General features: G+C 74.6%; 14 protein-coding genes. 2 read left to right on the top strand and 12 right to left on the bottom strand.

The genetic code is table 11. The features are described 5' to 3' along the window. Nucleotides 1-69: 69 nt before the first annotated feature. Together ACZ7RU_RS04900 and ACZ7RU_RS04895 are read left to right on the top strand one after the other, a co-directional pair. Nucleotides 70-1131 (top strand): ferritin-like domain-containing protein, encoded by a 1062-nt coding sequence (locus tag ACZ7RU_RS04900; protein ID WP_470339524.1) that lies wholly within the window; start codon nt 70-72, stop codon nt 1129-1131. Between the two features lie 147 nt (nt 1132-1278). After that, nucleotides 1279-2262, top strand: a complete 984-nt coding sequence (locus ACZ7RU_RS04895) for an NAD-dependent epimerase/dehydratase family protein (RefSeq protein WP_470339523.1) — start codon at nt 1279-1281, stop codon at nt 2260-2262. 102 nt (nt 2263-2364) lie between these two features. On the opposite strand, the gene ACZ7RU_RS04890 is transcribed toward ACZ7RU_RS04895, so the two are convergent. The 12 genes from ACZ7RU_RS04890 to ACZ7RU_RS04835 form a co-directional block, all read right to left on the bottom strand. Beyond that, on the bottom strand, nt 2365-4860 hold the full coding sequence (locus ACZ7RU_RS04890; RefSeq protein WP_470339522.1) for an ABC transporter permease: 2496 nt from the start codon (nt 4858-4860) through the stop codon (nt 2365-2367). A gap of 34 nt (nt 4861-4894) precedes the next feature. Then, nucleotides 4895-5683: an ABC transporter ATP-binding protein gene (locus ACZ7RU_RS04885; protein WP_470339521.1), complete on the bottom strand. Its 789-nt coding sequence runs from the start codon at nt 5681-5683 to the stop codon at nt 4895-4897. Nucleotides 5684-5865: 182 nt separating this feature from the next. Beyond that, nucleotides 5866-7110, bottom strand: coding sequence for a sensor histidine kinase (locus ACZ7RU_RS04880; protein ID WP_470339520.1), 1245 nt, complete (start codon nt 7108-7110; stop codon nt 5866-5868). Further along, the gene (cseB, locus tag ACZ7RU_RS04875) at nt 7107-7826 is read right to left on the bottom strand and encodes a two-component system response regulator CseB (RefSeq protein ID WP_470339519.1); all 720 of its coding nucleotides are present in this window, start codon (nt 7824-7826) and stop codon (nt 7107-7109) included. Before cseB ends, ACZ7RU_RS04880 begins: the two co-directional genes overlap by 4 nt. A gap of 179 nt (nt 7827-8005) precedes the next feature. Next, complete coding sequence (def, locus tag ACZ7RU_RS04870) at nt 8006-8647, bottom strand: peptide deformylase (protein ID WP_470339518.1); 642 nt, start codon at nt 8645-8647, stop codon at nt 8006-8008. Nucleotides 8648-8690: 43 nt separating this feature from the next. Then, the gene (locus tag ACZ7RU_RS04865) at nt 8691-9683 is read right to left on the bottom strand and encodes a tetratricopeptide repeat protein (protein ID WP_387750078.1); all 993 of its coding nucleotides are present in this window, start codon (nt 9681-9683) and stop codon (nt 8691-8693) included. Between the two features lie 289 nt (nt 9684-9972). Next, nucleotides 9973-11262: an HD-GYP domain-containing protein gene (locus ACZ7RU_RS04860; protein ID WP_470339517.1), complete on the bottom strand. Its 1290-nt coding sequence runs from the start codon at nt 11260-11262 to the stop codon at nt 9973-9975. Nucleotides 11263-11318: 56 nt separating this feature from the next. Further along, entirely contained in the window at nt 11319-12752 is a 1434-nt protein-coding gene (locus tag ACZ7RU_RS04855) for an HD-GYP domain-containing protein (RefSeq protein ID WP_470339516.1), read from the bottom strand. Nucleotides 12753-13145: 393 nt separating this feature from the next. Beyond that, a complete protein-coding gene (gene rsrA, locus ACZ7RU_RS04850; protein WP_470339515.1) occupies nt 13146-13556 on the bottom strand; it encodes a mycothiol system anti-sigma-R factor in 411 nt (136 codons plus the stop codon). Continuing rightward, a complete protein-coding gene (locus ACZ7RU_RS04845; RefSeq protein ID WP_387750071.1) occupies nt 13553-14296 on the bottom strand; it encodes a sigma-70 family RNA polymerase sigma factor in 744 nt (247 codons plus the stop codon). Before ACZ7RU_RS04845 ends, rsrA begins: the two co-directional genes overlap by 4 nt. Nucleotides 14297-14585: 289 nt before the next feature. Beyond that, nucleotides 14586-15224, bottom strand: a complete 639-nt coding sequence (locus tag ACZ7RU_RS04840; protein ID WP_470339514.1) for an alpha/beta hydrolase family protein — start codon at nt 15222-15224, stop codon at nt 14586-14588. 20 nt (nt 15225-15244) lie between these two features. Beyond that, nucleotides 15245-15997, bottom strand: coding sequence for an SOS response-associated peptidase (locus ACZ7RU_RS04835; RefSeq protein WP_470339513.1), 753 nt, complete (start codon nt 15995-15997; stop codon nt 15245-15247). Nucleotides 15998-16151 lie beyond the last annotated feature (154 nt).

Raw genomic sequence — 16151 nt, 5'->3', positions numbered from 1 at the left:
CATTCCACGCTCACGGACGACCGAGCCCCGACTACGGTCCGGCGCACAGCCGAACGAAAGGGGTACACCGTGGCGACGACCGGCATCCTGGACTACGAGAGCGACGCGATCGTCCAGCTCATGAACATCACCGAGGAGGACTGGACCGAGCAGGAGCTCAAGGACGCCCTCCAGCGGGCGATCATGCTGGAGCTCTCCACCATCCCGCCCTACGCCACCGCGCTCTGGTCGATCACCGATCCGGACGACGGCAACCCGGTCCGCCGCACGATCCGCGAGATCGTCTTCGACGAGATGTCGCACTTCGGCCTGGTCTGCAACATGCTCACCAGCATCGGCGGCCGCGTCGTCCTCACCGACCCGCTCACCGTCCCCAAGTACCCCGGCGAGCTGCCCGGCGGAGTCAACCCGGGGCTGGAGGTCTTCCTCAGCGGGCTGACCCGCGAGTCGGCCGCCCTCTTCTCCGACATCGAGAAGCCCGAGAACCCGCTGGCGTTCGCCGCCGACGGGAACACGATCGGCGCCTTCTACCAGCGCATCGCCGATGTGTTCCCGAGGTTCGCGCACCTGCTGACCGGGAACAACCAGGTGACCTTCCCGCTGGGGGCGATCGGCCACGGCGCCGGCAACGACGTCGTCGCGATGAACACCATCGACGACGTCCTGCGGGCGCTCGACGTCATCCGGACCCAGGGCGAGGGCACCGACACCTCCCCGGACAACCCCTTCTTCGGCGAGCCGGGCGAACTCGCCCACTACTACGCCTTCAAGGAGATCGCCGTCGGCAGGAAGCTCGTGAAGGACCCCACGACGGGGAGGTTCGAGTTCACCGGCCCCGACGTCCCGCTCCCGCTCGCCGCGCCCGTCGCCCGCGTCCCGGCCGGCGGCTGGGCCAACGACCCCGCCAACGTGCCCGACCAGGCGACCGCCGCCCGGCTGCACGAGTTCAACACCACGTACAGCACCATGCTGGACAATCTCCAGAAGGCCTGGGACGGCGAGAAGGACCGGCTGTTCGACGCGATCGGGAACATGACCGATCTGGGCGTCACGGCGAGGGAGTTGAACACCGTCGCACTCCCCGGCGACCCCCACCGCACCTACGGCCCGGAGTGGCTCCTCGTCCCGTAGGAATCCAGGACCAGGACCAGGACCAGGGGCCGGTGCGGGCGGTGGGTCCGCCCCGGCCCATTCCCGTCCGCCCGATATTTCACCCGGACGGACGCGGTTCCGCAGGCCTGGAGCGCGGTCGTATTCAAGGGCTGATATATCGAATATATGCTCGAAGAATACGACAAGGTATTGGTGTCGGGCGGATTGGGTTTCGTCGGCAGGCACCTGACCAACGCCCTCCTCTTCCTGGGCAAGGAAGTGGCGATCATCGACAACGCCCGGACCGCTACGAGCATCTCGGCGCCGTCCGGGACCACCCTGCACATGCTGGACATCCGCGAGGTCGACGCCATCGCCGAGGCCGTGGACGACGCCGACCTGGCCTTCCACGTCGCCGCGAACGCCAACGGCACCCTGTCGGTGACCCAGCCCCGCCTGGACTTCGAGATCAACGCGCTCGGCACGCTCTCCTTCGCCGAGGCCCTCCTCAAGGCGTCCGTACGCCGGGTCGTCTACGTCTCGTCCGCGTCCGTCTACGGCATCCCCCGGCGGTTCCCCATGGACGAGGACCACCCCACCCGCCCCTTCGTGCCGTACGGGGCGTCGAAGCTCAGCGGTGAGATCACCTGCCTCGCCCTCCACCGGGCCTGCGGCCTGCCGGTGGTGGTCGGCCGCCCGTTCTGCGTCTACGGGCCCGGGGAGAACCCGCACGAGGCGATGGTCGAGGTCGGACGCTTCCTGCGCTGGCACCTCAACCACCGGCCCATCCAGATCGTGGGCGACATCGACCGCAAGACCCGCGACTTCGTCCACGTCACCGACCTGGTCCAGGGGCTGCTGACGATCGCCGACCGGGGCGACCCGGGCGAGGTGTACAACATCGGCTCCGGCACCGAGGTGTCGATGCGCGACCTCGTCAACGTGATCGGGGAGGCCACCGGCGTCGCACCCGAGGTCAGCGTGATCCCCGAGATCGAGGACGACACCTACCGGCTGGTCGGCGACATCGCCAAGCTCACGGGCCTGGGGTACCGGCCGGCGGTCACCCTGGCCGAGGGGGTGCGCGACCTGGCCGACCACCTCGGCGCGAATCCGGAGCTCCCCGGCAGCCCGACCATCTTCTCCCGCGGCCAGCACGGCGAGTCCTGATCCGCGCACCCGGCTCACGGCAGGACGGAACGCCACCGCCCGTACGGAACCCGGCTGTCCCCGCCCCGCGCGTGGACGCCGGGCGGGGACCAGGCCATCGGCTCACCCCTGCGCGACGGCCTCCAGCGGGCCGAGGGCGGCCGCCCGGCGGGCGGGCAGCGCGGCCGCCACCGCGCCGGTCGCCAGGGAGGCCAGGCACACCAGCGCCAGCGTCCCCCACGGCAGCGCCAGCGCGTACCCGTCCACCGCGCCGCCGGCCAGGGCACCGACCGCCCAGGCGCCGAACAGGCCGCCCGCCAGGCCCAGCAGGGTGCCGAAGGCGGCCACCGTCACCGCTTCCAGGCGGATCATCTGACGGATGCCGGGACGGTCCATGCCGAGGGCGCGCAGCATCCCGATCTCCCGGGTCCGCTCGGTGACCGACACGGCCAGGGTGTTCACGATGCCCAGCGCGGAGATCACCGCGCCGATGCCGAGCAGCCCGTACATCAGCGTGAGCAGCTCGCCCGTCGTCCCCGCCGCCTCGCGCACCAGCTGGGCCCGGTCCTGCACCTTCAGCAGCGGGTTGTCGCCGACCGCCGTCCGCAGGGCGTCCGTGGACGTGCCCTCGCCGCGCACCAGGATCCGCTGGACGGAGCCGGGCTTGTAGCTGTCGCGCTGCACCTCGTCCCGGACGCCGACGACGTCCCGCGCGGTGGGGTTGTCCCGGTAGACGCCCGCCACCGTGTACGTCGCGGGCTGCTCGCTCCGGCCCATCCGGACCGCGATCCGGCCACCCGCGCCCACCCCGCTCTCCTCGGCGGCGGTGCGCGACAGGGCGATCCGGCCGGGCCCGAGGTCCTCGACCGAGCCGCTGACGAAGTCGAGCTTCATGAACCGGGAGACGGCGGCGGGATCGACGCCGGAGACCTCCCGGACCCGGCCCCCGACGACCGCCGTCGAGTCCGCGACCGCGCTCGCCTCCCGCACCCCGGACACCCCGGCCACCCGCCCGACGGCCGCCGGATCGATGCCCCTCATGGTGTTGCCGGTGCTGATCACGTAGTCGGCGCCCAGCCCGGCCGCCGCCTGCCGGTCCAGGGCCCGGGCGGTCGAGTCGCCGATCGTGGCGAGCCCGCTGACCAGCGCGGTGCTGATCAGCAGCGTGGCCGCGGTCGCGGCGGTACGCCGGGGGTCGCGCAGGGCGTTGTCCCGCGCGAGCCGCCCGGGGAGCCCGAACCGCCCGGTCAGCCGCCCGGCCAGCCGGATCGCCGGGACGGCGAGCGAGGGCGCCAGGACGAGCAGGGCGACGACCAGCACCCCGCAGCCGAGCATCGCGCTGCGCAGGTTCTCCTCGGAGGCGTCCTTCGCCGAGCCCGACAGCGAGACCAGCAGACCGGTGCCGAGCAGCAGCAGCGCCGTACCGGCCACCGGGCGCAGCCGGGAGCCCCCGGCGGGGCGGGAGACCGAGCGCAGCGCCTCGACCGGCGCGATCCGCGCCGCCCGCCGCGAGGGCAGCCAGGCCGCCAGGACCGTCACCCCGACCCCGACGAACAGCGCCGCCGCCACCGGCCGGGCCCCGATCACCAGCGGGCCCTCGGGCAGCCGGCTGCCGTCGGTGCTCAGCAGGTCGGGCAGGACGGTCGCGATGCCGAGCCCGAGCGCGAACCCCACCGCCGACGCCGCCAGCCCGACCAGGACGGCCTCGGCCAGCAGGGAGCGCACCACCTGGCGCCGGGTGGCGCCCACCGCCCGCAGCAGCGCGATCTCCCGGCCGCGCCGGGAGACCAGCATGGTGAAGGTGTTGACCACCAGGAACGACCCGATGAACAGCGAGACCGCCGCGAAGACCATCGGCATCTTCTGGTAGCCGCGGGTCAACGTGCGGACGTAGAGCGCCTGTTGCTCGGCCTGCGCCTGCCCGGTGGTGGCCTCCGCCCGGTCCGCGGGGAGCACGGCCGTGACGCGCCGCGCCAGTTCGTACTGGCCGACGCCGGGAGCGGCGACGAGGTCGACGCCGGTGTACTCCCCCGGCGCCGCGAACAGCTTCTGCGCGGTGGCCCGGTCGAACAGGGTGAGCGTGCCGCCGGCCGTGACCCGGGTGTCGGCGGTGGCCACGATCCCGACCAGGCGGGCCGTCATCACCGGGCCGTCCGTGGCCAGCGTGACCGGGTCGCCCAGGCGGTAGCCGCCCGCGGCCGCCGTGCCCCGGTCGACGGCGATCTCGCCCTCGGCGGCCGGGGCCCGGCCCTCCACCAGCGGGTGGCGCCCGGGTTCGTAGGCGGCGGCGAGGTTGGCTCCCCGCTTCACCCGCAGCGGGTGGCCGTCCGACGCGCTGAGGGTGGCGCTCCCGTCCGCGGTCGGCCGGACCGCCGCGACGCCGGGCACCTCCGCGAGCCGACGGGCGAGGCCGTCGGTCAGCACGGCGGGCTCGCTCGCGGTGACGGTGACCGCGACGTCGGCGAAGTTCCGTGTGGCGGAGGCGCGTTGGGCGGCGGCGGTGGAGTCGGCGAAGACGAGGGTGCCGGAGGCGAACGCGACCCCGAGGCAGACCGCGAGCACGGTCATCAGCAGCCGGGCCTTGTTCGCGAGGACGTTGCGCAGGGCTGTGGTCAACATGAGTGGCTTTCGGAAGGAGAAGGGGGGAACGGGCTCAGCCGGCGGAGGCGGGGGTCCCGGGGGCGCCCCCGGAAAGACGCAGCATGACGTCCAGCACCCGCTCCGGCGTCGGGTGCGCCATCTCGTCGACCAGCCGCCCGTCGGCCAGGAACACCACCCGGTCCGCGTACCCGGCGGCCACCGGGTCGTGGGTGACCATGACCACCGTCTGCCCCAACTCCCGTACGGAGTCCCGCAGGAAGCCCAGCACCTCGGCCCCGGCGCGGGAGTCGAGGTTGCCGGTCGGCTCGTCGCCGAACACGATCGCGGGGCGGGCGACCAGCGCCCGGGCGACCGCGACGCGCTGCTGCTGCCCGCCGGACAGCTCGGCCGGGCGGTGGCCGAGCCGCTGGGAGAGCCCGACCGTCGCGACCACCCGCTCCAGCCACTCCCGGTCCGGCCGCCGCCCCGCCAGCGACAGCGGGAGGGTGATGTTCTCCAGCGCGGTCAGCGTGGGCAGCAGGTTGAACGCCTGGAAGACGAACCCGACCCGGTCCCGGCGCAGTCGGGTGAGCTGCCGGTCCCCCAGGGCGCCCAGCTCGGTGGTCCCGATCCGGACCGAACCGGAGGTGGGGGCGTCCAGCCCCGCGGCGCAGTGCACCAGGGTCGACTTGCCGCAGCCGGACGGGCCCATGATCGCCGTGAACTCGCCCTCCCGGAAGGCGATGCTGACCCCGTCCAGGGCGGTGACCCGGGTGTCGCCGCTGCCGTACACCTTGGTCAGGTCGGCGGTGGCGGCGGCGATCCCGGGTGTCACGAACGGGGTGAGGGCGTGGGCGGTCACGGGGAGGACTCCTGTCGAAGGGCGAATCGGTGCACTTCGAAGGGTGTCCGGAGCACGTATCGGGGCCCCGCACCGCCGGGTATCGGTGCCCGCTCCACTTCGCAGCGGTTCTGTAGCAGCCGACCCGCTACTCAGCCGGACCCCCGCTCGGGCCGGGCCGGACGCCCAGCCGGGCCGGCCGCTCAGTCCGGCAGCCGCAGGGTGGCCACCGCGCCGCCGTCCGGCGCGTTGTCGAACCGCAGCTCGGCGCCGAGCAGCCGGGCCTGCCCCGCCGCGATGGTCAGCCCCAGTCCGTGGCCCGAGCCGCGCTCGGCGGCGCCGGTGTGGAAGCGGCGCGGGCCGTGGCGCAGCAGCTCGGCGGGGAAGCCGGGGCCGTGGTCGCGCACCACGACGGTGCGGCCCTCGACGGTGACGCGTACGGGGGCGGCGCCGTGCCGGTGCGCATTGAGGACGAGGTTGCCGACGATCCGTTCCAGCCGCCGCGGGTCGGTCTCCACCGGCAGGGGCTCCCCGACGCGGACCTCGGCGTCGAACCCGGTGCGCGCCACCGCCTCCCGCACGACCTCCCCGAGCGGCACCCGGACGTGCACCGGCCGCTCCGCTCCGGCGTCCAGGCGGGAGACCTCCAGCAGGTCCTCGACCAGCCCCCGCAGGTCCCGCACCCGGGCCCGGATCAGGTCCTCGGTCTCCCCGGCCGGCAGGAGGTCGACGGCGGCGAGCAGCCCGCCGACCGGGGTGCGCAGCTCGTGCGCCACGTCGGCCGTGAACTGCCGTTCCGTGCGCAGCCGCCGGCCGAGGCTGTCGGCCATCGCGTCCACCGTCGCGGCGATCTCGGCCACCTCGTCGCCGCCCCTGGTGGGGCCGGTGCGGGCGTCGACGTCCCCGGCGGAGATCCGGCCCGCGGTCTCGGCGACCCGCCGCAGCCGGCGGGCGAGCAGCCCGGCGCCGTACCCGGCGAGCGGCACCGCCACCGCGAGCGCGAGCAGCGAGGCGACCGCCATCGCCACGTCCAGCCGGGGCAGGTCGGACAGCTCCGACGCCATGTTGGCCTGTACGGCCAGCACCGGGCTGCCCGGCCCCCCGGTGCGCTGGGCGGCCCAGTAGCTCGGGCCGGCGTTGCCCTCGACGCGCCCGTCGTAGGCGGTGTGCCGCTGGTCGTCGGCCGGGTGCCGCAGTCGCGCGGGCAGCTCGGGCGGGTCGAGTTCCGCGCCTTCGGACAGCGAGCCGGTGCGCCGGTAGACGTCCATGGCGGCGTACACGGCGTTGAAGGCCCGCGCCTCGGCCCGGGCGTGGATGTCCTGGGCGGTCCACAGGTGCACCAGCACCCCGACCGCCACCGCGACCAGGCAGGCGGTGGCGGCGGCCAGCGCGGCGATCTTCCGGCGCAGCGAGGCCCGGCGCCGCGGGAACCCGCGCACGGCGCTCAACGCCTGAGCTTGTAACCGAAGCCGCGGACCGTCTCGATCCGCTCCCGGCCGAGCTTGCGGCGCAGCCGCTGCACGCAGAGGTCGACGACCCGGCTGTCGCCGTCCCAGCCGTACTCCCAGACGTTGCGCAGCAGGGTGTGCCGCTCCAGCACCACCCCGGGGTGGGCGGCGAACTCCAGCAGCAGCTTGAGCTCGGTCGGCGTCAGGGCCACCGCCGCCCCGCCGACGGACACCTCCATGCCGGCGGTGTCGACGGTCAGGTCCCCGAAGACCAGCACGTCGCCCGCGGCCTCGTCCGGCGACGGCGAGGAGGCCGGCACGGGCGGGTACGTCGCCCGCCGCAGCAGCGAGCGGATCCGCGCCACCAGCACGTAGGTGTCGACCGGCTTGACCACGTAGTCGTCCGCCCCGGCCTCCAGGCCGGCGACGACGTCGAGGCCGTCGCCGCGCGCGGACATCATCAGCACCGGCACCAGGCTGGTCTCGCGGACCCTGCGGCACAGGCCGATCCCGTCCAGGCCGGGCAGCATCACGTCCAGCACCAGCAGGTCGAACGGCTCGTCCCGGAACAGCTCCAGCGCGGTGAGGCCGTCCGCCGCGGCCCGCAGCTCGTAGCCGTAGCGCTCCAGGGCGACGGTGAAGGAGCGGCGCATCAGCTCGTCGTCCTCGACCAGCAGCACGCGGACGGGGCGCGGGGAGGGTACGGGCGAGGACACGGGGGGAAGGCTCCGGTTCGTGGGGCGGCGGACAAGGGAACGATACGGCAGATACCGGACCCGGCCGCTTCGCCGCCCGTGGTGACGGCCGGTCGAGCGCTCCCCGATACCCGACCGATACGAAGAGGCGGGGGCCGGTCCGGATATCCCCGGACCGGCCCCCGACCGACCTCGGCGGGTTACTCGTTCGGCACGGTCGCGTACTTCGGGGTGCCCTCGGCCATCTGCCGCAGGGCGTCCTTGCGGTCCCGCTTCGACAGCTTGTCGATGTAGAGGGTGCCGTAGAGGTGGTCGGTCTCGTGCTGGAGGCAGCGGGCGAAGAAGCCGGTGCCCTCGACCCGGATCGGCTTGCCGTCCTTGTCGACGCCGGTGACCGCGGCGTAGTCCGGGCGGGGCAGCTCGGCGTAGGCGCCGGGGACGGAGAGGCAGCCCTCGTTGCCGTCGTCCAGGCCGCGGCGGCGGTCCGCCGGGTACTCCTCCAGCTTCGGGTTGATCACGTGGCCGATGTGGCGCACGCCCTCGTCGTCCGGGCAGTCGTAGACGAAGACCTTGAGGTCGACGCCGATCTGGTTGGCGGCGAGGCCGACGCCCTCGGCGGCGTACATGGACTGGAACATGTCGTCGACCAGCGCGGACAGCTCGCCGTCGAAGGCGGTGACGTCCTTGACCTCGCGGTGCAGCACCGGGTTGCCGACGACGGTGATCGGGCGCGCGGTGCCCTTGCCGAGGTCGGGCTCCTCACCGATCACCTTCACGGGCGTCTCGGGCGCCGCCCCCTCCACGTCGTGCTCGTGCTCGTGCTGCTCGGCCTGCTCCGCCATGTCTTCCGCTTCCGTCGGTGTACGCGTTACCTCACCAGGGTACTCAGCACACTTCTTCGAGATCGCGGTAAGCCCGGCTTGCCGGGGCGGCCGCGACCCAGCGGTCCAGCAGGGTGCGCACCAGGTGGGCCGGGGCGGCGATCCCGCACTCGCGCTCGACGAGCCAGGACATCCCGGCCGCGCCGCCCTGGCTGAGGTGGCTGAGGTGGCCGGGGTGGGCGGCGTCGCCGTCGTCGTGCGGGTCGTGGTGGGCGGCGACGCCGTCGTCGGAGGCCATCCGGCTCTCCGAGCAGGCGCGGCACAGCAGCCGCACCGAGGAGGTCCAGTCCTCGGCCGCGTAGCCGGCGTCGGCGACCAGCCGCTCCAGCGCGTCCCGGTCCCCGGCGGTGGCGGCCTGGAGCAGCACCACGTAGGTCGGCACCGGGGACGGCGCCCACAGCTCGATCTCGTCGAACACCGGGTAGGCGACGCCGTCGGTGACCCGCTCGCCGTGCGGGGCGCCGTCGTGCAGCACCACCTCGCCCCAGCGGCGGCCGGAGGACGGCAGCGGGATGGACAGCACCTCGATCCGGGCCGGGTCCAGCCGGCGGCCCCAGACCACCTCGGACTCGCCGTCCGGGGAGAGCCGCACCGGGGTGGTGCCGAGGTCCAGGCTGACCGGGCCGTCCTGCTGCCCGCCGGGGCCGCCGGGCAGCTTCAGCCCGTACGCCTGCCAGGCGCGGCGGGCCAGCGGCCAGTCCTGGAGGGCGGTGGCGGTGATGCCGAGGTTCCACCAGTCCGGGGCGCCGTGCTCGCGGTCCAGCAGGGCCACGGCGCGCAGGCCGGCCGAGCGGGCCTGCTCCCAGTCCCGGCGGAACTTGTGCAGGAGGGCGAGGTTGAACCAGGAGTCGGAGAGCCACGGCTCCAGGTCGGCGGCCATCACCAGCAGCGCGCCGGCGTCCTCGTAGCGGCCGTCGCCGATCAGCGTGAAGGCCCGGTCGGTCGTCTGCCGCCAGGTGGCGGACGGCCGGTGCCGTGCCCGGTGGAAGATCCTCACGTTCGTCCCTGCCGTCGTCGTCCGCTCAAGTCCCGTGCCACCGTGCCCGTACCGCCTCGGGCGGCGTGCGGGCCCGGTGCCCCGGGTCGGTGTTCCACGCTACGACCGCATCCAACCACGCCCGCCCCCGCCCGCGCTCCCCACCGCCGAGGTTGGGGCCCGCCCCTCCCCAGCCTGCCCGTCCGATCCCGCCCGCTCAACCCCTGGGGCCCGGAGCCCGGTTCCCGGGGCGCGCGGCGGCGGTGGACGGCCCGGGCCGCGCGGGCCCCGGGCGCCCCCGGACCGCCTCTCAGCGGCGGGCCTGCCCGCCCACCCGGGCCAGGGCGTCCACCACGCGCGCGTCGTAGACCCGGCCGCGGCCCAGCCGCAGCGCCTCCAGCGCCTCCAGCCGTCCGACCGCCTCGCCGACGCCCCGGCCGCGGGCCGCCGTGAGCAGGTCGTCGTGGGCGTTGGCGACCCGGATGATCCGGGACGCGAGCGGCACCGGGCCCTCGGCGGCGGGCCCGGTGCACGGGTCGGCCAGCCGGGCGACCTGCTCGGCGACCTGCCGGGGCACCCCGGTGCGGCTGATCACCTCGCTGCCGAGCCGGGCGATCCGCTGCTGCTCGGCGCAGGGCAGCAGCGCGGTGGCGCCGTCCGGCACCGGTTCGACCAGGGACAGCTGGCCGACGTCGTGCATCAGCGCGGCGTACTCCAACAGGGCGAGCTCGCGGGTGCCCAGACCCAGCTCGCGGCCCAGCGCGCACGCCGTGTCCGCGACCCTGCGCGCGTGCCCGTGCGGGGTGTAGCCGGCCACCTCGGTGGCCCGGGCGAGGCTGGCGATGGTCTGCCCGGTGGTGGCCCGCACGGCGGCGGCGCGCCGGAAGGACACCTGGGCGAGCAGCAGCGGGCTGCAGAACAGCGGCAGCGCCCAGAGCCCCACCTCCCCTGCCGCGAGGCTGACCAGCATCCCGGTGGCGACGATCGCCGAGCCGATGCCGAACAGCGAGCGCAGCTCGTCCTCCAGCGCCGCCGGGAACCGCGGCCCCCCGCCGGAGCGGCGCAGCAGCGCCGCCAGGGTCGCGTCGCAGAGCGCGGCCAGCGCGGCGACGGTGGTCAGGAACGCCCCGTACGCCGGGCCCTCGGGCGAGAAGCGGTCGACCGCGCCGCCGTTGTAGAGCGGCTGGAAGACGGCGGCGGCGAAGCCCACGGCGAGCAGCCGGCGGGCGGCGCCGTCGCGGCGGGCCGGGTCGGCCCAGGCCGGACGGCGGTCCGGGCGCCCGGGGCCGTCCGGCAGGACGCGGCGCGGCAGGACGAGGCCGGCCAGCCACGCCAGCACCAGGCCGGTCCCGGTCACCGCGACCACCTGGAGCGTCCCGTGCGCGGTCGGCACCCCGCGCAGCGGCCCGAGCAGGGCGTACGCCAGCGCGCCGGCCGCGCCGATGGGCGCCTGCTCCCGATCCCCCGGAAGGGTGATCCGGACGCACTCGCCGAGCGCGATCAGCGTAGTGAACGCCAGTGCGACCCCGGGCTCCGCGACCCCGCGCACCGCGACCGCGCCCAGCGCGAGCGCCAGCAGGGCGGCGGCCGCCGCGTGCACGGCGCGCGCGCTGCGCCCGCAGGGCGCGCGTCCCCGGGCCACACGCCCGGGAGGCCTCACGGCTGCCCGGCCGTGGGGACGCTCCCGCCCTGGGTCGGCACCCGGCCCGGCGCCGCCCGGACCGGCTCCGGCACCCCGAGCGGGATGTCCGGCACCGCCTGGATGCAGTCCTCGGGGTGCACCACCGGCTGCCAGTCGTGCCCGGCCAGCGCGTCGATCAGCGCCCGCACCATCACCGGGTCGAACTGGCTGCCCGAGCAGCGCTCCAGCTCCGCGACCGCCTCGCCGACCGGGCGACCGCGCCGGTAGGAGCGGGTGGAGGTCATCGAGTCGAAGGCGTCGGCGACCGAGATGATCCGGGCGAACTCGGGGATCTGCTCGCCGGCCAGCCCGCTCGGGTAGCCCCGGCCGTCCATCCGCTCGTGGTGGTGCAGGATCCCGGCGTGCGCCTCGCCGAGGAAGTCGATCCCGCGCACCAGCTCGTACCCGTACACGGGGTGGATCTCCACCGCCCGGCGCTCCTCCTCGGTAAGGGGACCGTTTCTGCGCAGCAGCTCGGTGGCCACCCCGAGCTTGCCGACGTCGTGCAGGATGCCGGCGAAGCGCAGGGTCCGCAGCCGCTCGTCCTCCATGCCGAGCTGAGTGGCGATCAGCACCGACGCCCGGCCGACCCGTTCGCTGTGGCCCCGGGTGTAGGAGTCCTTGATCTCCACGGCCTGCACCAGCGACTGCACGGTGGCCTGGTGGGCGTCCCGCTCCCGCTGGCCCTGGGCGAACACCCAGGCCGAGATGGACAGCGGCAGCAGCGTGAGCAGCGCCGCGAACGCGCCGTACGGGCCCTGCCAGAGCACCGCGACCATCAGCCCGCCGGCCGCGTGCACCAGCACCGGCAGCCCGCACGCCGAGTGCGCCCCGCGCAGCAGCACCCGGGGCCGGCGGCCCTCGCTGAACACCAGCATCACGCCCACCACCACCCCGTTGACCAGGCAGAACACCGCGACGGCGGCGAGTCCGGGCAGCAACGCGGCGGGGAAGCGGGAGCCGAGCAGCAGCTGCGGGCCGTGCAGCAGGTGGAAGGCGACCGAGGAGGCGAAGGCGCACAGCGCGAGCTGGGAGCCGTTGAACAGCTGGCGCGGGCGGCAGCCGGGCCCGCTCGGTCCGCCGAGCAGCGCGGCCGGGGCGGCCACCAGGGCGGCGGCGGCGGGCGGGAGCATCAGCACCCCGGCGAACAGCACCGGGAAGAAGGCGTTCGCCCCGGGCCGGGCGGGTGTGCGCTCGGGCAGCGCCGACCGCCGCAGCAACCGGCGCACCAGCACCAGGCAGGGCGTGGGCAGGCCCTGGGCCAGGGACTCCCAGCAGCCGTGCAGGAAGGCCAGCAGCCCGACCTTGGGCCAGTCCACCGGCGCGCCGAGCCAGTGCGGCACCCCGGGGGCGGCCGCGGCGGGCAGCAGCGGCACCAGGCAGCACAGCGCCGCCACCGGGACGGCCACCAGGTAGCGCGCCGCCCCTCGCGGCAGGGTCGGTCCTCCACAGTCGGTAGCGATCTCGACCTCCCCGCCGTACGAACCCCGTGTTGCCTCAACACGTCGGGCGGACCGACGGTGAGTGTCCGTCAGGAGAATAGGCCGCCACCCCCGCGCGGGGACGCATGATGGGGCAACGGCGCAGTTGGCGCACCGCCAACTCACTCGATCGAGTGAGGGCGCATCCGGGCGGAACGGGAGCGGCCCCGGGAGCTCGCACTCCCGGGGCCGCTGCCCTCCTTGCCCGAACCGTCCGGCCCGCCCTCACCGGCGGACCGACGGACTACCGCACCCGGTGGTCGACCGCCCGGCCGACCGCCGTACAGAGGTTCGCCGTACGGGCGTCCGCCCGACGGGCCGTCACTCCACCTGGGCGCCGGCCTCGACCGGAGCGCCGGAGCGCCCGGCCGGCTTCGCCTCGGCGGCCCCGCCCGGCTTGGGCGCCGGCCGGGCCGACTCGGTGTGCAGTTCGACGGTGGTCTCCACCGCGACCACCACCTGCTCGCCCGAACGCTGCCCGGCCCGGATCGAGTCGATCCTGGCCAGCACCTTGCTGCGCAGGTCGGTCGGGGTGTCGTCGCACCCGCAGGAGCGCTTGATCAGCGCCTTGATCGCCTGCTCCAGCCCGTACTGCTTCAGGCAGGGCGAGCACTCCTCGAAGTGCACCCGCAACTTCGCGCAGTCGCCCTCGGGCATCTCGTTGTCGAGGAATTCATAGAGGTGGTCGAGGACCTCGCCACACTCGGTTTCGTGCGGATCGCCGCAGCTCATGAGCCCGAGCCCTTCGCTTCCTGCCCTGCCCCGCTGCCGGCCGGGACCAGCCCGCGCTCACGGGCGTAATCCTCCAGCATGCCGCGCAGCTGACGGCGGCCGCGGTGCAGCCGGGACATCACCGTACCGATGGGAGTACCCATGATGTCCGCGATCTCCTTGTACGCAAAGCCTTCTACGTCCGCGAGATAGACGGCGATCCGGAATTCCTCCGGGATGGCCTGGAGCGCGTCCTTCACATCGCTGTCGGGGAGGTGGTCGAGCGCCTGGGTCTCGGCCGAGCGCAGACCGGTCGACATGTGCGACTCGGCCCGGGCCAGCTGCCAGTCCTCGATCTCCTCCGCCGCGGTGCGCTGGGGCTCCCGCTGCTTCTTGCGGTACGAGTTGATGAACGTGTTGGTGAGGATGCGGTACAGCCAGGCCTTGAGGTTCGTACCCTCACGGAACTGGTGGAAGGACGCGTACGCCTTGGCGAACGCCTCCTGGAGCAGGTCCTCCGCGTCGGCCGGGTTGCGCGTCATGCGCAGCGCCGCCGAGTACATCGGATCCAGGTAGCCCAGGGCGTCGCGCTCGAAGCGCTCCCGCCGGGCCTCCTCGCTCTCCTCCGCCGACACCCGGTAGGTGTCCTCACCGATCGCCTCGGCCAGCTCCTCACCGGTGAGCGCCTCGCCCGCGGGCAGCGCCTCGTCCGGGCCACGGCCCGGCTCGGCCTCGTGCTCGGTCCCGACGACCGGACCCACCTCCTCGGCATGACGGGTACGGCCCACGGCGGGCCGCCCAGAAATGGAGGATATCGGGCTGACGGGCTTCTCGCCCGCGTCGAGCCACTCCGACCAGGAGGGGGCGAACGCCGTGGTGGCCTCGCGCTCCTCAGGTCGTTCGGGGCACGCGATCGAACCCATCTGCCCTGCCTCTCACCGGTGACTCGTGCTGACGGACACGACAACCACCCGGACCCGGCCCGCATTCCCGGCCGCACCAGGCATTCACTCGCACGAGTGATCGAGTGGAGACTCCCCGCTCACGGCCTCACACCAGCCCCAGCACCCAGTCCCCCACCGACGAACAGATCAGGTCCAGCACCTCCTGCTGCCCGATCGGCGCCCGCTTGGGCACCTCGAAGCCGTGGCTGCCGTACGGCACCGCCACCAGCTCGTGCCCGGCCGGCAGCTCCGGGAACTCCGCCGGCCCGCCGAACGGGTCCGCCGCGCTCTGCACCACCAGCGTCGGCAGCCCGGACTCCAGCAGCTCCCCGGCCCGGCTCTTCTCCGGCTTGCCCGGCGGGTGCAGCGGGAACGCCAGCGCCACCACCCCGACCGCCCCGGTCGCCGCGCCCATCCGGCAGGCCACCCGCGCCCCGGCGCTGCGCCCGCCCACCACCAGCGGCAGCCCCTGCCCGGCCAGCCGCTCGGCCACCGGCCGCCAGCCCAGGTCCAGCGTCCTCGGCGCCGGGCCGAGCTTCCGGCCGGCCACCCGCCAGGGCTGCTCGACCAGCGCCACGGTGATCCCCCGGTCCGGCAGCCGCCCGGCCAGCGCCACCAGGTCCCGGGCCTCGATCCCGCCGCCCGCACCGTGGCCGAGCGCCAGCACGGCCCGCGGCCGCGCGGCCCGGTGGTAGCTGATCCGGGCCTCCCCGGCCTCGGTGGGGACGAGTTCGGTGGTGCTCATCGCGGTGACTCCAGGAGTGTTCAGAACAGGGTGGTCTCGTACTCGGCCTCGGCCCACGGCTCCTTGAGCTCCGGGCCGTTGTTGCGGATGCTGCCGACCGCCGGCGACACCGGGGTGGCCAGCAGCGCGCCCGGCGGCGGGGGCGTCAGCAGCCGGCGCACCGCGTCCGGGTCGGTCAGCCGAGGGTCCAGCCACTCGTCCCAGTCCCGCCGGTCCAGGAACAGCGGCATCCGCTCGTGGATCGGCGCCAGCGCCTCCTCGGCGTCCGTGGTGACGACGGTGAACGTCACCAGCCAGGCCTCCGGATGCCCCGGCGGCACCGCCCGGTTGCGCCAGAACTCGTACAGTCCGGCCAGCGCCAGCGGGCTGCCGTCCGCCCGGGAGACGAAGTACGGCTTCTTGCGCGCCCTGCCGCGCTCCCCCGGCACCGTCTGCCACTCGTAGTAGCCGTCCACCGGCAGGATGCACCGGCGCGCGGCGAAGGCCTGCCGGTACGAGGGCTTCTCGTGCACCGTGTCCGACCGGGCGTTGATCATCTTCACCGCCGTCTCGGCGGAGTTCGACCACTGCGGCACCAGCCCCCAGCGCAGCACCCGCAGCTGCCGCACCGGCTCCGGCCGCTCCCTGCCCAGCCGCTCCAGCACCACGAAGGCGCTGTCGGTCGGCGCGACGTTCCAGTTCGGGTCCAGGGTCTCCGCGGGATCCCAGTGCTCGACCCCGAAGAGCTCGACGACGTCCTCGGGCTTGCTGCTGGCTGCGAACCGACCGCACATGCGGGCCAGCTTGCCATGCCACCGGTCCTCCGCACCTGTCCGTCCCCGGACCAGAACCGCCCGCCCCCTCCCGCCCGTCCCCCGCATGGGAGGCTGCCCCGAACGGCCCAACGCGACGGCCCGACGAGACGGCCCAGTGCGGCGGACGGAGGCG

It is taken from the genome of Kitasatospora sp. NPDC114501 (assembly GCF_055633695.1).
Note: the sequence above shows the minus strand (reverse complement) of the source record. Positions and strands in the feature narration are given on the sequence as shown.

Excerpts from the sequence above, each read along its gene's own strand:
- ACZ7RU_RS04840 (WP_470339514.1), bottom strand. The coding sequence starts at position 15,224 with ATGAGCACCACCGAACTCGTCCCCACCGAGGCCGGGGAGGCCCGGATC.
- ACZ7RU_RS04835 (WP_470339513.1), bottom strand. The coding sequence starts at position 15,997 with ATGTGCGGTCGGTTCGCAGCCAGCAGCAAGCCCGAGGACGTCGTCGAG.
- def (WP_470339518.1), bottom strand. The coding sequence starts at position 8,647 with ATGGCGGAGCAGGCCGAGCAGCACGAGCACGAGCACGACGTGGAGGGG.
- rsrA (WP_470339515.1), bottom strand. The coding sequence starts at position 13,556 with ATGAGCTGCGGCGATCCGCACGAAACCGAGTGTGGCGAGGTCCTCGAC.
- ACZ7RU_RS04895 (WP_470339523.1), top strand. The coding sequence starts at position 1,279 with ATGCTCGAAGAATACGACAAGGTATTGGTGTCGGGCGGATTGGGTTTC.
- ACZ7RU_RS04890 (WP_470339522.1), bottom strand. The coding sequence starts at position 4,860 with ATGTTGACCACAGCCCTGCGCAACGTCCTCGCGAACAAGGCCCGGCTG.